Genomic DNA, 15,957 nt, shown 5'->3' on the forward strand with positions numbered 1-15,957 from the left:
GCTTGCCCGGAAGATTTCGCCCGCTAGACATGTCTGCTACTCCGCTTTTTCTCGGCTGGCACGGGATACATTGAAGGTCCGGACATGAACAGGAGCCTCATTCAGGGCCCGAGGCACGCCTCCACCGCGAGAGCGACTGGACGGCTCTTCCACGCCTGCGCTCACGGTTCTGGCAATACGCCTGGTCAGATCGCGAGTCGCCGTCAGACTGGAGACAGCCTGCGCCCAGAACGGTGCCCCCAGGCCCACGAGCAGACCGCCGACAATCAGCCACAGACTGTTGGCGAATGAGGGAATCGTGATCACCCCGATCAATGGCAGGCTGTAGCGACAGAATCCGCTCACCCGATCGACTGCAGATGCCGAAGAACCCGTTGAGCCTTCGCCTGTCTGCTCGCTGAAACAAACGGCGATCCCTGCCTCGGCATCCGGCCATCCCAGCGGAATTCCCGACGCGGCCAGCTCGCGGGTCGTGACCCGAGTCGCCGCCATCTCCTGCCGCAGCGCATCGAACGCGTCGCTGAGCTGGCTGGTCTGTGCATCCGTCATATTGCCACCCTCAGTGATGCCTTGCAGCTGTTGCTTCAGCTCAGCATATTCGTTCTGCGAGTCTACCGCCTTGTCAGCGACACTCTGGGCGATTGCAGGATTGCTGAAATAGGTGACAGCAATCTCGTAAGGATGCACATAGAACAACCAGACAACGACGAAAGCCACGCCGACCGAGAACACTCTGGCACGCCTGCCGAAATAGGTGCCGACCTCATGCCCGAAAGCCTCGTACTTCTGGGCAATATCCTGTAGAACGTCATCGGTGAAGTGCTCGGCCGCACCGACGATACGACTGTCGGCCAGTTTCTGGGTAAAGACCTCCACGGGAATGTCCGTCATGGACCTTGAATCAACGAGCCAGCCCAGGAGTGTGCCCATACGACCTTGACGTGACGTGTCTGCCGGATAGGCAATGGCCCGATTCTCCATGATGATCTCTGCAAACCTGCCGGGATTCATCGTTTGGGCCTGCCGACTGTCGAGATGGGGTTCGATGGCGCGGGTATACAGGTTCTCCAGCATCAACTGCATGCCCTTGCCCCGCATTCTGAACACCCGATGTATCAGCTCGACGAAGGTCGACACGATGACGGCGAAAATGAGCATTGTCGTAGCGAATGCGATGATTGCGGTAAGCCATTGCATGGCAGTCTCCTGTGGTCCACCACTGAGCGCGACAAGCACCTGGTAGTCATGGGATCTCTTCAATTGCTGATGCCATTATCCCTGCCGCTACCCGTCACCCCAACGCCCCATGGCTATCTTTCGGATAGTCAGCAGTCGGATTGACTCACTCGACATCTCGGTGGAACTGCAAGCACGGACATGCCCCCGCAAGTTCTTGTGATGATTCGAACTCCAGGTTGCGCATCGGCTAGCGCCCGATGATCTCTTCGGCCAGTCCTTTCCAGAGCAAGCGCGTGGAGCACCGTACCAGGTAGCGTGGACGACAGCACCATCGAGATCAGGAACTCGAAGTTCGATCATCAAAGAGGCCATCGAGAAATCTGTCCTCTACCAGGCTCCACCGCAAATCCGCCGACCGGTCTTCCTGGCGAGTCATCTCGATACCGGTTCGATCGTAACGGGCATCCGGCCAGAAATGATGAACTCTCTCCAGAAACTCGTCCGGGAACAGACTGACCATCTCCCTGGACTTTTCCCCCAGATTGTCAGGCATGAAACTGTTGTTTACCAGTTCGAACCAGGTCCGCTGGTAGTAGGCAATGGATGAGTGCTTGAGATAGGATTCCGTTGGAAAATAGAGCTTGAGCCTGGACAGAAAATCGGCAGCTTCACGACACGAATCCGGTACCACGGATCGAATGGACCTGGCGAGTCTCAACGATTCCACCATCGGCATGACCAGATGTATGTGCCTGACATGGCGCAGCTCATCGATCGCTCTGGTCCCGAGTCGCGTCATCCAGGCGACGAAGACCAATGCTCCGGCAAGCTCGAAGGTCAAGTCGATCTTTCCCGAGCCTTTGGCCGGAGCGGGATGCCGACGATCCAATATGTCGTTCAATCTGGCGAACACCAGTTCGAGCGGCCCGTTCGCCTTGGCAACGCACTCGGCATCACGATCCATCTGCGCCCACAGGGGGACGCCTATGGCCCTGACTGCCAACTCGATCAGATCGTCCCTTTCATCGGATGGCTCAGGTATCTGCTTGATGGCTTCCTGCATGCACGCGCCTATGGAAATCGCGAAGGCATTGGCCAGTTCCGCACTCCAGATGAAAGTCAGTGGGTAGATATTGCGGTCTCGCAATCGGCGCTTGAGCGAGGACACACGGTGCATCGCATCCTTGGTACTGCCCGAGTCACCGATGATACGAAGGTAGATATGCTCAGGTGGTTTCTTGCCTACCGATGCAAGCGTGTTGCTGTATCGCCTGTCAAGATAGTTCAAGGTATTCTTCAGACTGGTACGCGAATCCGGATAACTGCCGTTCTGCACGAACTTGCCACGTTCCATGTGCACATAATGCCCCAGTACGGTTTTTCTCGATGGGGCAACTTCCAGTCCATCCTTGCCTTGTGGCGACTCGTCGCCCGAATTTCTTCGTTGCGAGACACTGCCACCGGCCAGATAGCCGAACCGTCTGCCCTGTGAACCGACGGAGTGCTCGAACGACAATGGCGTGGGTACGGCAAGCCGCAGGACCCAGGCATCGATGACATTGTCGGCCCAGTCTTCATAGCGCCATAATGCGATGCCGGGACACGTTCTCGTTTGCCCGTCGAGACTGAAAGGTCCGTACCAGTCAGGCCCCCAGCTATTGAGTACCAGAAAACCGTCCTGGTTATACCCGATGATCACGAACGCATGCGCGCCAGTCTCATCCGCTCGCTTGATGATCCCGCTGCTGACGCTCAGGGGTGGCTTCTGCCACCCGGAATGCAGCATGGCCGAGACAAGGATGGCACCGGACTCGGCCAGTGCCCCGTGATAATCACTCAGGAAATGGCGCAATCGATAGTAGGCACCCAGTGATATCTGTTTTGCACTCTTTGCTCGCTCGACTGTCAGGTAATTCACCCGGTCATTGTCGTCCCAGTCTTTCCTGAGACAGACACCGTTGTGATAGAACCCTTTCAAGGTCGAGCGTATCGAGTATCGATGACTGCCCGACCCGGTACAGCGCGCGCTGATCAATCGCCCCATCTCGAACAGCATGCGAGCACTGACTGGTTGAAACTCCCACGGTTCGGGGTGCACTGATCGAGCCGACGTACCAGCCTGCTGTGACCGGGCAGCTCTGTTCAACAGCATGGTCGCACGCTGGATGTCGATGATCGCCGCCAGCGCGAAGCCAGTGCAATACTCGGTATCGGCCTGGTTCCCGACTGCAATCCGGGGACTATCGGTGTCAAGCAGCAATTGCTCGGGGAACAGCTCTGGTTCCAGCGAAACCAGCGCAGGGCTGTACATCATGTCCCGAATGTCAGTGGTATCCGAGATCAGGTCCTTGTCGATACCCAGCATGGATCGGGTTGTCATTGGCGAGGCAACCGGCGCTAGGGCGGTGCAATGCTGACGCCCGACAGGAATGGCGTGAATTTCATGCGGGTGGGGCATTCAAGACCCGGATGCTGGCGACTGTCACCTTCGAAGTGTTTTTCGACCTCCAGCAGAAAGTCATGATTGCTGATCGGTGTTCTGATTGAACGAATGGCAGCCAGAGCGGCAGTCGTGAACTTGCCGTTGCCTCCATGCTCGTAGGCGTACTCCGCATCCCCCGCCGCTGCAAATTTCACGTGTCTCATCGACTCAATGGATTTGTTGGCGGACTTGACGCCATCCGTATGCATGCGCTCCCGGTGCATGCGCATCATGTCAGCACTCGGAATGACGATTCTCGGTACGGCTCCCGGAGGGTGTGGTGCGCGCGTATTCGATTTCGAATGACAGCAATCCATGAAGACGTGGATGGCCGACCGTCCGCCCTGCAGCAGTTCCCAAAGCTCATCATCGCTCAGGAAGTACTTGTCCCTGCAATCGAAAGGAACCAGAGCTTCATCCATGAAGTCCTCTTCATCCGAATTCAGGTCCTCGAACTGCACACCATGCCCCGCATACTGGATGACGACGATGTCCTCACTTTTTGCGTCGCGGACAAGCTGCCCGATGGCCTGTTTCATACCGGACAGACTCGCATCCTTCTCCAGCAGATACTCGACCTCGAAGTCGTATTCCTCGAGCAGCTCTCCCCAGTTCCTGGCGTCATTGACACAGCCTTTCAATGGCGTGATGTTACCCTGATAGCCATCGATTCCAATGCAGATTGCCTTGCGCTTTCCCATCGGCACCTGGTGTGGCATCGGATTGGGGTCAAGCGGCTTGTGGGTCTCCGGCGCAGCGGCAACGCCATATCCAACTTGGCCGCCTCTGACCAGATTGACCACCTCGTGGTCCAGGCGGTTGTCCAGCTTCCTGAACAGCCGACCGTCACCGCGCGTGGCGGCTGATCTTGAGGGAAACGGCGGGACGCTACTGGCATCAGTGATTCTTCTGAGAGACATGGCTACGGTGCGCATCGTGTCGTAGTCTCGCGCGAAGCCACCATGTGTACGGGCATTGGAACGCAATTGTTCCTCTTCGGCACCAGAGGGCGCAACGATCAATCGGGTATCCACGTTCCTTTCACCGCTCAGGCCCAGTAGTTGTCTCAAGTATTCATCGGCCAGAATGTACTTCTCCATGCCCAGAATCGGGGTTCCCGCATCCTTCTCGAAGCCATTGCTGACCAGATGCAGAAGCGACTTGCCATAGAACGGGACGGTCGGATCGGCAGCCTCTGTTTCACGGTCCAGACACATCAGATTGATTCTGCCGATCCTGCCCTCCGTCAGCGGCTTCTTGATCTTTGACAGGAACAGATCGATAGTACAAGCCGGAGCCATGAAGGTGACATCATCAAACCACAGGGACTTGTCCGACCCTTGCGTGCAGGCATTGACAAAGCAGGAATGAAAAATGGCACCCGCACTGTGACCTACGGCACTGAACAGGATAGGGCCCTCGCTCTGGTCGTCGGGTTTCGGAAAATCAGCTGTCAGCCGCTCCTGCAGGGACATCAGCTTGCCAGCCAGCTGTGCTGCTCCGCCACCCTCTTCGAGACTGGAGGCGCGCTGGGCGGACAGTTTCATGATGGTCCAGAAATCACGTCCGACCGTGTTGACGAATTTCTCCACCGCAGCATCGCGTACTCTTGAAAGCCCGCTTTGCAGATCCTCCACAAAGCCTCTCTCCGCGCCTCCCCTGCCGGCATACTCCTCCAACAGCTGCATCACGGTCTCAAGCACGCCGGTCTCCCAGACAAAGAAGATCGGGTAGACCCCCTGCTGCAGCCACCACTGATGATACTCATAAGCGAAGAGCAGCGAATCCTCTTCGCTGTTGATGCCTCCGTGTGCATAGAGCATCACCCGAGGTACTGTCGACTCGTCACCATCACTGAGCTGTTTGCGAACCCAGGCTTCCAGTGAGTCGATCAGGGCATCCAGATCCTCCGGCAAGGTGATCATCTTGCCATCATCGGACAATTGACCCTGTTCGAGATTGACCACGTAGGGTTTCAACTGCCGGATCATTGCCTGATTCAACGAAGCGCTCTTGCCACCTCTTTCACTACCCGCCCCGATGTCCCGCATCGAGACACCTGTCCCACGACTCATTCTGGCAATATCGTCGATACTCATGTCGGACTCGGGTAGCTCTGCCAGCAACTCGCTATCGCTGAGCGAGCGCGTACGCGTATCCTCGGCAGGATCAAGCAGACTGTGCAGCAACGCCAGGTCAGCGCCAATCGAGCTTGCCCCGCCCGCTTTCCGGCGTTTCGGCGCATCCTTGCCATTGAGCCTCTTGCCCAGTTCCTCTACCCATGCCCTCTTGTCCAGAGCCGTACCCGGGCAGGATTTCGCGCTCATGTCACTATGAAATCGCAAGGACGTGGAGGGTAACAACTCGAACGTCCGCATGACGGCTTCGACGACGTCCAGGGTGGCATTACGCTGTTTGTCCGACAGGACTTCCGCCACTACATCGAATTGTCCGATCATCTCGATCATCAGTGGACCTGATGCATACGATCCGTTGTGACCCCTGGCACTGGCGGGCGGTCGGTCGAAGGGCCTGCCCAGCCAGATCCGCCCAACCGGATCCACGGTGACGTGCTGCGCCATGGCACTCCAGCCCTTGACGGCCGTGTGGTAACGCCACATGCGTCTGCACAGCTCCTGACCGGCAGCCTCGTCACTACCCAGGGAATCTGCCAGACTGTCGAACAAGGCAATGTTCGGCATGTGGGTGTGATGCAGATGCACACTGTCGATTCGACGACTCCCATGCAGGCTGAACCATTCGAACAGTTCGCTCGATGATTCAGCGTGGACCCACTTGAATGTCGGAGTGCTCATGATTCCTCCTTCCTGAAGTGTTCAGCCTGTGACGCGACGTTGCCGCCATCGTCGTTCGCGAGTTGATCAATCCATCGGCGCCAGAATTCCGACGGCTGTCAACCGCGCCCGCATGGCGTCTCGACGGACGGCCATGTCTGTTTTCCTGTCGATTCCTGCTGGGTCTCCCAATGGGAAAAGCCTTCCTGACAAGAACCGATCATACATCTCCTGGTGAAATACCCGAACCATACTTTCGACTACCACAGACCGAACAGTGTGGCCAATTCAGGTCCAGAGTTGTATAAAATCAATAGAGCAGGGAAAGTCAATGATGTCAACGACGGTCGCCAGCAGTCGGAATGTGCATTCTGTTTCGCTGAACTGTCGGCCAGTAGTATCCGGTACCCGGCGGCCACGCTGCGCAGAGGGATTCAATTGGCGCAGGTATTCGGACCAGGCAATAGTTGACCTGTCAACGTCGACAATGGTGATCAGAGGATGAGCCACATGAGCATGTCACACACTACCCGGAAAACCGCACTCGTCACTGGCGCCTCTTCCGGCATGGGCAAGGTCATCGCACAGCAATTGCTCGACGATGGCTTGTCAGTCGTTGTCGCTGCACGTCGAACTGAAAGAATGCAGGATCTGGTGACTTCAGGTGCTGTTGCTGTCGAACTGGATGTATCGAATGAGGAGAGTCTGATCGCCGCGGTTGACTACATCGAGAAGACGCTTGGCAATGTGGACACATTGGTCAACAATGCCGGATTCGGTCTCTATGGCGCCGTGGAAGACATACCGCTTGACGAGGCACGCTACCAGTTCGAGGTCAATCTGTTCGGTCTGGCACGACTGACTCAGTTGCTGCTGCCCGCCATGCGCGAACAGCGCTCTGGCAGGATTGTCAACATATCCTCCATGGGTGGCAGGATGTACACGCCATTGGGCGCCTGGTATCACGCTTCGAAGCACGCGCTGGAAGGGTTCTCCGATTGCCTGAGATTGGAACTGGCCCCCTTTGGCATCGACGTGATCATCGTTGAACCAGGCATCATCCAGACCGCCTTTGGTGATGTGGTCAGCGGCCCGATGGAAAGATTCTCCGGTAGCGGTGCCTACTCAACGATGGCAGCCCGTGTTGCCGAGGGTACAGCCAAGGCTTACGGGAAACGTGGTGGTGCATCATCTCCACAGCTGATCGCCAACGTTGTCTCCAAGGCAGTCACGGCCCGCAGACCACGGACGCGATACGTTGCGGGAAAATATGCCAGCCTGATGATATTCATCAGAAAATGGTTCGGAGATCGGATTTTCGACAGAATCGTGCTGAGCATGGTCAAGTGATACTGGCGCCAGGCTTGCAGCGCAGATCTGAAATCATTCAATCCCGGGGGCTTGCATGCGCCAGATCTTCCAGAATCGAATCGGCAGCCTTTTCCGCAATCATGTAGACCGCACTGACCAGAAAATAGCCGGGTATTCTGGAGAAAATGGACGCGTCCACGATACGCAGCCCGTTTATCCCATGCACCTTGAATCGACTATCGACAACGCCACCTTGCGTCAGTGCTTGCATGGCACAGGTACCGCAAGCGTGATGCCCCCACACATTGTTCTCCACGAATGAGGCAAGGCCTTCTTCGGTGGACACCGTCCGCCCCGGACAGACTTCCCTGAATATGCGCGTCGGCATGCAGTCCGCCACCTTGCGTACGAATCGTATTCCCTTGACGACCGCATCGAGGTCATCTTCCCAGCCATCATCTCCCTCACGAAAATACCGAAACCGGATATCCAGAGGAGCGCCCGGATCAGGCGAGCGCAAGCGGACAGTCCCTGCCTTGTTACGCGTATAGGCTTTCAGAATGGTCCAGGACAGAAAGTTCTTCTCATGAATTCGCCTGGAATAGCCTTGGTAATAGCCCTGAAAATCCACCAGTGTGGAAAAACAGAACAGATCCGGCACCAGCAACTCAGGCCTGGACTTGAGCATGACGGCGAAGATCACGCCGTTACTCTTGTATGGACCGAGACGCCAGTGTTTCCACTTCTTGTAAGCGCGATCCGAGGTCGTGTATTCGACGCCTCGCAACGCTTTCCACGGTTCGGACATCTCGTTGCAGACACTGATTTCATACCTGTCCTGGAGGTTTTCGCCGACTCCGGGAAGGTCCAGCAGCGGCTCGATGCCTACCGCCTTCAGATGATGTTCGGGACCGATGCCAGAGACCATCAACAGCTGTGGCGTGCGAAACGCACCCGCACACAACACGATTTCGGTCGCCTGAGCGCGCTGGATCCTGCCTGACCTTTCGTAAATGACTGCCCGGGCTCGTCCGTCGACTATTTCGACCTTGCTCACTGTTGCACCCGTTTCCAGCGTGATATCGGTGGTGTGATCACCCATGGCGTCGAGCAGTCGTTCGCGCGCGCCCGTGCGCCTGTGCCTGTGCGTGGACATCGGAGTCAGGCGCACACCGGAGGCATTGGCATTCCAGTGACGCCGCTGGTTGGGATCCAGAGCCGTGGTTTCGAAATCCAGACCCTCACCCTGATAGCTGTCGGATGCGCCACCAATCGATTTGAGGATGTCGCGACGCAACAATCGATCTCGAATGACCTGCAAGGGCATGGCATACTCGGTTTGCAGCCAGCCCGACCAGCCATGGCCGGTCGGGTTCCAGCCGGTCAGTTTCGCCAACCATCGCCACAGAAAGAATCGGTATCGACAGCGTTCGATTCGTTCCCAGTATTTCTGCATGGCGGACGCAGACCAGGAGTCATCGCCCGTGGTTTGCGCGATATGATTCCAGTCCATGTCATTGGGTTTGATGAGCACCATTGCATGATGCGCCGAACAACCTCCAAGGCCCTTGGCTCGCGGATACAGTACGCCGTCCCTCTGCGGATCGTATTTCCAGTCTCTGCCTTGTTGCTCGGTGTCACAGTAGTGTTTCACCCACTCATCATCACGAAAATCGGCATTTTCGGACATGAAGGCATTGAAGGCGGGAACCTGGTATTCGTCTGCCAGAGGTCGATCACTGCTCGCAGAGTCGGCCTTGGGATCCATTGGGTCTTGCCCGGCCTCCAGAACCAGAACACGCCTGCCCCCTTCGCCCAGCCGCGCAGCAAGCACCCCACCAGCGGCTCCTGCCCCTACAACGATGACATCATAGTGATCTGACATTGTCATGTCGCTGTCTGCCTAGAAATGCTTGAGGTATGAGATCAGAGCCTCCTTGTCGGCATCGCTCAGCCTGGACCCGAATTCGTGCCCCTTGTTGACGACATAGTCCGGGCACTTTGACAAACCGACCAGTGTGTCCACCGTCCGGTGCTTCTTCAGTACCTCACTGGCATGCTGCTGTATGGCAGGGTCAGCCAGTTGTTCCACGGAACAGGTGCCACCCAGGTCCCGGAATGTCCCGAGCAAGGCAGGAGCAGCCTTGGCGATCTTCCAGGCATGGGCCAGTAACGAGGTGTCCGAGTCGTTGTCGGGCAACAGCTCGGTGTTGAGCAACGCATTGATGGGGAAGTCTGCCGGGAATGGTCCGATCTCCACGGCACCTCCCGGCTTGACGGCCCAGGGGGCAATTCTGCTGAGCACGCCGGAGAATCGCTGGACGATCTCGGGAGAGAAACCTTCGGGAATGATCAGACAGGACGGCGCGGATGTTCGATACAGATAACCCGGGACCTCGGATACCGTGTGCTCATCCTTCCTGCGCGCCTCTGGTGACAGCATCAGACGCATGCTTTTCTCGAAATTGGCTACCCGATTCTCGACGCAGGGCATATAGGGATTATCCGCATCAATGGACGGGCAGGATGATGTCCGGGTTCCATGACCGTAGTCCCCAACGGAAGCCGGCAAGCCTGCCGTGCTGCCATCGACGCTGGAGGGCTCTGCCGCCGCGGTCTCGGGCACGTCGTCGACAGCCTCATAATATGTCGATGGGTAATGATGTTTCTCCATGCCAACGGCATTGTTCAACAGGTAAGGTGCAGAGGTCCACAGACTGACCAGTGACGCAGGACGCAAGTATCCGCGACCATTGCCAGCGGCCTGAAAACTGGACGGCGCACCCGACACCGGATGTTCGACGGTCACGGGCCCTGCCGGTGGCAAAGTCTTGTAGCTATCCGAAGTGAAGTTGTCCCAGATGTCACCCCGCAAACCGTTGGATGCAATGGGACTGCAGGCGTTGACACCCAGGACATCCATGGGCACCCGACGTTCATTCGACAGATAGTTCCCGTCCAGAAAATCATCCGCCTTGACCAGTTCGCTCATCTGCGATCGGAAACTGTCGGATTGTGTCCAGGCCCAGTATCGATCCCAGCATTCGCGATAGCGCGCACCACTTCCACCCCCTTCACAGAAATCCATGTCAACGCCAAAGGCAGGTTCTGGCGTGGGTTGCCTGGCTGTGCTCGTATGACAGGCAGCGCAGTTTTCGGCGAAGAGCTCTTTGCCGCGATCCACGGTTGCATCGGTCTGCGCCAGCAGGCGCGCACCACCGGGGGCATCAGCGAGCTTGTCGGCTCGTCCTGTCACCAGAAAGTAGATGGCCGTGTCGGGCGACTGGTCCTCCGTTGCTCGCCAGTAGCTGGAACTCTTCTTCGCATCGGCAATCCTGATGGGAGAGATCTTCTGACCGCCCAGGAAGGGGCGAAAGTGCAGCAGCCATTCTTCGCTGAATGTGCCGATATTCAGGTAGACGCGGTTGAGTGCTCCCAGTGTTCCAACACTGTCAGCACCATCCTTCAACACGCGCATGGACGCGACATCGCCTGTCACCGGATCGTAAAGCGAAGACAAGGCCTCTGTCTGTGGGTAATCCTGAAACTGAACATTGTCCATCTCACCGTCCTTCACTTGCTCCTTGCCGGTTCCCATGGCTTGCAGCAAGCGCGCTCGGGTCTCGTACACCGCATTCATCGAGCGCGGATTGTTCATGTAGTCGGTTGACACCAACGACGTATCCAGCGTTCCCATCGGGTTGGAGTGAAACAGCTGATACAAGAAGTTGCGTTCGTTCTTCGCCGGCGTCGTGGCATCCGGTCGCGGTTCGGTATCCCAGAAGAATATGCGGTCTACCCAGTAGTATTGCGCTCCGGGGTTGGACGTCATGTTTGCAAAGTCCGGCTCTTCCACATCCTTCGGCGGTTTGATCGGGTTCGGTCCGACATGACAGAATCCGCACGACATGCCAACACGATACGGGCGAACCAGATCGGCATCATTGTAGTAGGACTCATCTTCGTAGAAGCGCACCGGATCCCACCTGGCCTGAGCGGCCTCGTCGAAGTCCGGGTTCGTGAACAGGCGCAGCCCCATGATCCCCGTTGACTCTCCATAATAGGAGCCGACAGGCACGTTCTTGCCACGCGCTCCGATTTCGACACCCGGGTAGCTCTCAGGGTCGGCAAAGGGGTCGGGGTCGCAGTCTGCCGAACGGGTATCGAGCCACAGACCGAACCGTTCAGGATCAGCTTCCGTTGCCTGCTCATGACAGGGCTCGTTGATCAGTCCCAACCAGCGAAACCGGTTGAAGCGTCCATAGGCCTGACTCGGGTGGCTTGACATCAATTTCAGGAGATCGAACGCACCAAGGGTATTGGCAGCTGCCCAGTTCCAGAAACGATCATTACCGCCAGTCCAGACGAGCCACATGTTCTGACCGCGGATGGCCGCAAGCCGCACCTCTTCCGGTTCAAGACCCGTATCGTCCGCAACCTGAAGCACCTCGACGGGATAATCCTCGCCGTCCCCGGGTTTTGCCAACAGCCCCTTGTCGACAGACACGAAATAGTCATCCTGCGCACCGCTCAGGGTCTCGGCAGTTCGCCCTGCCTGCCTGGCTTCATCCTCGACCGCACCGAATTGATCAGACGGTGGCAACACCAGGGCGCGAACGACCAGGACCCCTGCGATTGCCGCGATGACGAACAGAGCTGCAGCAACGATGACCAGTCTCTTGACAATCCGGCCGACTCGCTTTCCCAGGTAAACCGTATCCATAGTGCGCGCCTCACAGTGTTTTCAGGTATGCCAATAGCGCTTCCTTCTGCACTTCATCGAGATCAGTACCCCAGACGTGACCCGTATTGGCATTGCCGATGACGGTCGTGTCGACGCGTATGGTGTAGCGATAGGGGTCAGCTCCCTCTGCGCTGACAAAGCCGCCGTTCTCGGCATCGACCAGATCGGAACCGCGCCAGAACGTGGTGGGCCGCTCCGCTGGCCTGGTCAGCAGGTGACGAAGGTTCGGTACAGATCCGTTATGCAAGTAGGGTCCGCGCAACCAGAGTCCCTTCAGATCAACAGCCAGATAGCCGTCGGTTTTCTGAAAATACTGTAGTCCCCAGTCATGGTCATCTTCGTAATCGGAGTAGCGTTCCTTCGCCTCTCTGGTCCACATGTCCAGTCGGTGACGATCGGTTCCGAGTTCGGCGATCGGAATCGGCATCCGGTATCGCTCGCCCTTGACGTCATGGCAGCTGGCACAGTCCTGTTCGTATATCCGCGCACCTTGCGCCACAGCCTCGGCATCCACGTAGAACTTGCTGGACGGATCCAGACGTGAGGAAAACGGTGAGTCAGGCGGCTGCACCAGATTCACGAAATCTTCGATGGCCGCCAGATTCCTCGCTACCACGGGATAGGATCGGTACGTCAAGCCATCGCCGATGGCACCGGACATCACGGTCTCGTGAACATCCGTTGAAAGCCCATCCCAGTGCACGGCAAAGCGTCGCTGCTCGGTGGCCGCAGCCGATTGCAGGTCCCACAGCGGCATGATGTCGGAATTGCCGATGGTTCCATCATCCGACATTTTCAGGTTGGCGAATTTGACCGGATTGAACGGATCGATTCGACCGGGTCCCCAATCAGGGCGGTTGTCAGTCCATTTGAACTGCGCGGCCTGCTTCTTCAAGGCGGCGCGGGTGCCCGGTATCAACACGAAACGATAGAGCAGCCGTTCCCACAGCGGCATGTCATAGCGTGCCTTTATCGCCTCCATGATCAGTGAGGACTTGAATCGCTCATCCTGACCCGCTGCCACGAGAAAACGCAAGAAGCCCTGTACATTGACTCTTGTACCGGGACCCGCATTGACGATGGTTTCCGGATCCTCCAGGTCGAGACGATAGGTTCCCTGATGACAGAAAGCACAATTGGGGGCAACGCGCGGAATCACACCCACTGTGCGTTGAGAAAATCCGACGGGTAGCTGGGCACCGGGCTCCCAGGCGACACCAATGGCAGAAAAGCCCCGCTGATTTCCGGGAAGAAGATCTGGAACGACTGCAGGGAGCACTCGCCAGATCCAGTACGGCAATCCCTGTGCAGCCTCATTCCCGATGGAGCCATGATTGAAGGTCCAGGCCGGGTCATTGGACCGTTCCTGCGGCACATCTCGCAGCAGAACAAGCCAGGCACCAAGCAGCAGAACGATGGCCGAAATGAAGACGATCAGAAAGATGCGTGCCTTGCGTGCGCTCATGAGTCTGCCTGCCCGTTCATGATCTTCTGCTCCAGCGATGCGATCCTGATCAGGCAGAGCAACGCCAGTATGGCGATCGTGCCATCGATCAGGGTTGCAACCAGAAAGCCGGCGGGAGCCCCCTTTATCACCACCGCTCCCAGAAAGAAGAACGTACCGAAAGTGCGAGATGGAATGATCTGAAACCACGCCAATATGCGATAGCGATCGATGTCATAGACCATCGGGGTATAGAAAACAGACAGAATGATCAGCAATCCACCGGCAAACCGCGTCATGACGAGAGAGTCGGTCGGTGGAATATGAAGCACCGCCAACACGAAGTCTGGCCATATCAGCAGAGGAAGAGCAACGCTGACATTCAGAATGATGCCGATAATGGTGACCAGAGAATGATTGGCCTTCCACCGGCTCAGGTGAGTTGAGTGCATCACAAGGTTTTCATGTACTCCACGATGGCGTCCTTGTCAGGACCGGACAGCTCTGTGCCGTACTTCGCACCTTCGTGACCCGAGTTGCCGTTGCCCGGCACGGCGGTGTTGTAGGCAAACGTGCCGCCCGCGCCGGCATCACTGCGGTAGCCGACCTTCTTCAGATCCAGAATACGGCTACCCCGATACCATTCAGTCGGCCGCTCTGCAGAGGCATTCAACAGATCACGCAATGTCGGTACCGAACCGTTGTGCAGATAGGGCGATCGCGCCCAGATACCATCCAGTGGATGATTGGCATAGCCCGAGGTTTTCCTGAAATGGCTGAACTGCCAGGGATAGCCCGCATACAAGGTATTCTGCGCAGCGGCGAAGTCCTGGTCGTAGCTCTCCCAGCGACCACGATCTGTACCGATATCGGCCAGGTCGACGACCTGCCCAAGCTCGGGGTAAGCGGCTTGAGAGTATTCATAGCTCGACCCTTCGTCCAGGGACTTGTAGCCGTGACACGAAGAGCAATATTGCTTGTAGAGAGGCGCACCACGGGCGGCGATCTCCAGATCCACTTCACCCGGAAATACCGGTGCCTGCAACGTGTCAACCCAGGCACGCACCCGTGCCAGTGACTCCAGGTCCACTGACACGGGAGATACGCCAGCGCCGAGGGCGGCGCTCAGATTGCGTTCCGATACGGATTGGTTGTTGCCATCCCAGTGCAGATTCATCCCGCTGCGAGGCCTTTGCATCCAGATGGACGGGTAGTCCGAGGAACCGTTGAGCGCAACATCCGGGATGGCGTGGGGCCCCATGTCGAAATTGAACTGCAATACCTTGTAGGTATTGAACGTATCGACGCGTCCCGGACCATAGGGTTCCTGCCGTCGGACGAACTGCAGTTCATCCGACAATGCCATCAAACCCGCCTTGACTCGGGGGTGAACCACGTGACGGTAGAACGGTCGTTCAATGAAATTCAGGTGACCGGGCACTTCATCTGTATTGACAGCTGCAATGACCGCATCGGCGGTGAATCCGGGGTCCGTGCCGACATCGGCGAAGAAGATGATGAGGTCGTGGAGTTTCAGATCGTTGGATGCGCCACCCGGAACGAAGTGCACCTGGTCTGATTCGGGCAAGCGGTAGGTGCCGACATGACACACAGCGCAGTTGAACCAGGCCCGTTCGACACCGGTCACCACTCGACGAGAGAAGCCGATCGGCAACGACTGTCCGGCTTCGGTGTTCATCCCGAACGCGGCATACCCTGCATTACCGAGGCGATCCCGGTAGATATGGGGAATTGCATTCAGGACTACTACAGGCAAACCCGTTGCGGGCTCTGAACCGATGGAGCCGTATTTGAAATGTTCTACCGGATCGTCATAGGCGATGACGTAGGTCGACTTGAAGATGAAATAATAGACAAGCACGGCCACGATCAGCAACTTGACGACAAGCCACCAGAAACGTCGTCGCCGTATATAGGCCTCTATTGGCGTGAGTTTGTTGTAGTCGACTGACATTCAAGCTCTCCGAAGATCCCTGTGCTG

General features: G+C 57.2%; 9 protein-coding genes. 1 reads left to right on the forward strand and 8 read right to left on the reverse strand.

Annotated features, from left to right (window positions below; all coding sequences use genetic code 11):
• Nucleotides 1-36: 36 nt before the first annotated feature.
• From ACUNV4_RS12285 to ACUNV4_RS12295, 3 genes are all read right to left on the reverse strand, one after another.
• Nucleotides 37-1,197, reverse strand: a complete 1,161-nt coding sequence (locus ACUNV4_RS12285) for a hypothetical protein (protein WP_430878848.1) — start codon at nt 1,195-1,197, stop codon at nt 37-39.
• A 319-nt stretch (nt 1,198-1,516) separates the two neighbouring features.
• Nucleotides 1,517-3,559 (reverse strand): hypothetical protein, encoded by a 2,043-nt coding sequence (locus ACUNV4_RS12290; protein ID WP_430878849.1) that lies wholly within the window; start codon nt 3,557-3,559, stop codon nt 1,517-1,519.
• Between the two features lie 17 nt (nt 3,560-3,576).
• A complete protein-coding gene (locus ACUNV4_RS12295; RefSeq protein WP_430878850.1) occupies nt 3,577-6,477 on the reverse strand; it encodes a caspase family protein in 2,901 nt (966 codons plus the stop codon).
• 489 nt (nt 6,478-6,966) lie between these two features.
• Between ACUNV4_RS12295 and ACUNV4_RS12300 the strand changes: the two genes are divergently transcribed.
• Nucleotides 6,967-7,806, forward strand: a complete 840-nt coding sequence (locus tag ACUNV4_RS12300; protein ID WP_430878851.1) for an oxidoreductase — start codon at nt 6,967-6,969, stop codon at nt 7,804-7,806.
• A gap of 37 nt (nt 7,807-7,843) precedes the next feature.
• Here the strand turns inward: ACUNV4_RS12300 and ACUNV4_RS12305 are convergent, their stop codons facing one another.
• From ACUNV4_RS12305 to ACUNV4_RS12325, 5 genes are read right to left on the reverse strand one after another with little or no spacing between them, the layout of a single operon-like run.
• Nucleotides 7,844-9,658 (reverse strand): GMC family oxidoreductase, encoded by a 1,815-nt coding sequence (locus tag ACUNV4_RS12305; protein WP_430878852.1) that lies wholly within the window; start codon nt 9,656-9,658, stop codon nt 7,844-7,846.
• 12 nt (nt 9,659-9,670) lie between these two features.
• Nucleotides 9,671-12,490: a c-type cytochrome gene (locus ACUNV4_RS12310; protein ID WP_430878853.1), complete on the reverse strand. Its 2,820-nt coding sequence runs from the start codon at nt 12,488-12,490 to the stop codon at nt 9,671-9,673.
• A 10-nt stretch (nt 12,491-12,500) separates the two neighbouring features.
• Nucleotides 12,501-13,976, reverse strand: a complete 1,476-nt coding sequence (locus ACUNV4_RS12315) for a c-type cytochrome (RefSeq protein WP_430878854.1) — start codon at nt 13,974-13,976, stop codon at nt 12,501-12,503.
• Nucleotides 13,973-14,407, reverse strand: a complete 435-nt coding sequence (locus tag ACUNV4_RS12320; RefSeq protein WP_430878855.1) for a hypothetical protein — start codon at nt 14,405-14,407, stop codon at nt 13,973-13,975. The genes ACUNV4_RS12315 and ACUNV4_RS12320 overlap by 4 nt, the downstream gene beginning before the upstream one ends.
• A complete protein-coding gene (locus ACUNV4_RS12325) occupies nt 14,407-15,930 on the reverse strand; it encodes a c-type cytochrome (protein ID WP_430878856.1) in 1,524 nt (507 codons plus the stop codon). The genes ACUNV4_RS12320 and ACUNV4_RS12325 overlap by 1 nt, the downstream gene beginning before the upstream one ends.
• Nucleotides 15,931-15,957: the final 27 nt, after the last annotated feature.

The sequence above is a fragment of the Granulosicoccus sp. 3-233 genome (assembly GCF_052681095.1).

Bases quoted from the DNA above. Each gene is read 5' to 3' on its own strand.
- ACUNV4_RS12295 (WP_430878850.1), bottom strand. From the start codon at position 6,477: ATGAGCACTCCGACATTCAAGTGGGTCCACGCTGAATCATCGAGCGAA.
- ACUNV4_RS12290 (WP_430878849.1), bottom strand. From the start codon at position 3,559: ATGACAACCCGATCCATGCTGGGTATCGACAAGGACCTGATCTCGGAT.
- ACUNV4_RS12285 (WP_430878848.1), bottom strand. From the start codon at position 1,197: ATGCAATGGCTTACCGCAATCATCGCATTCGCTACGACAATGCTCATT.
- ACUNV4_RS12310 (WP_430878853.1), bottom strand. From the start codon at position 12,490: ATGGATACGGTTTACCTGGGAAAGCGAGTCGGCCGGATTGTCAAGAGA.
- ACUNV4_RS12315 (WP_430878854.1), bottom strand. From the start codon at position 13,976: ATGAGCGCACGCAAGGCACGCATCTTTCTGATCGTCTTCATTTCGGCC.
- ACUNV4_RS12305 (WP_430878852.1), bottom strand. From the start codon at position 9,658: ATGACAATGTCAGATCACTATGATGTCATCGTTGTAGGGGCAGGAGCC.
- ACUNV4_RS12320 (WP_430878855.1), bottom strand. From the start codon at position 14,407: ATGCACTCAACTCACCTGAGCCGGTGGAAGGCCAATCATTCTCTGGTC.
- ACUNV4_RS12300 (WP_430878851.1), top strand. From the start codon at position 6,967: ATGAGCATGTCACACACTACCCGGAAAACCGCACTCGTCACTGGCGCC.
- ACUNV4_RS12325 (WP_430878856.1), bottom strand. From the start codon at position 15,930: ATGTCAGTCGACTACAACAAACTCACGCCAATAGAGGCCTATATACGG.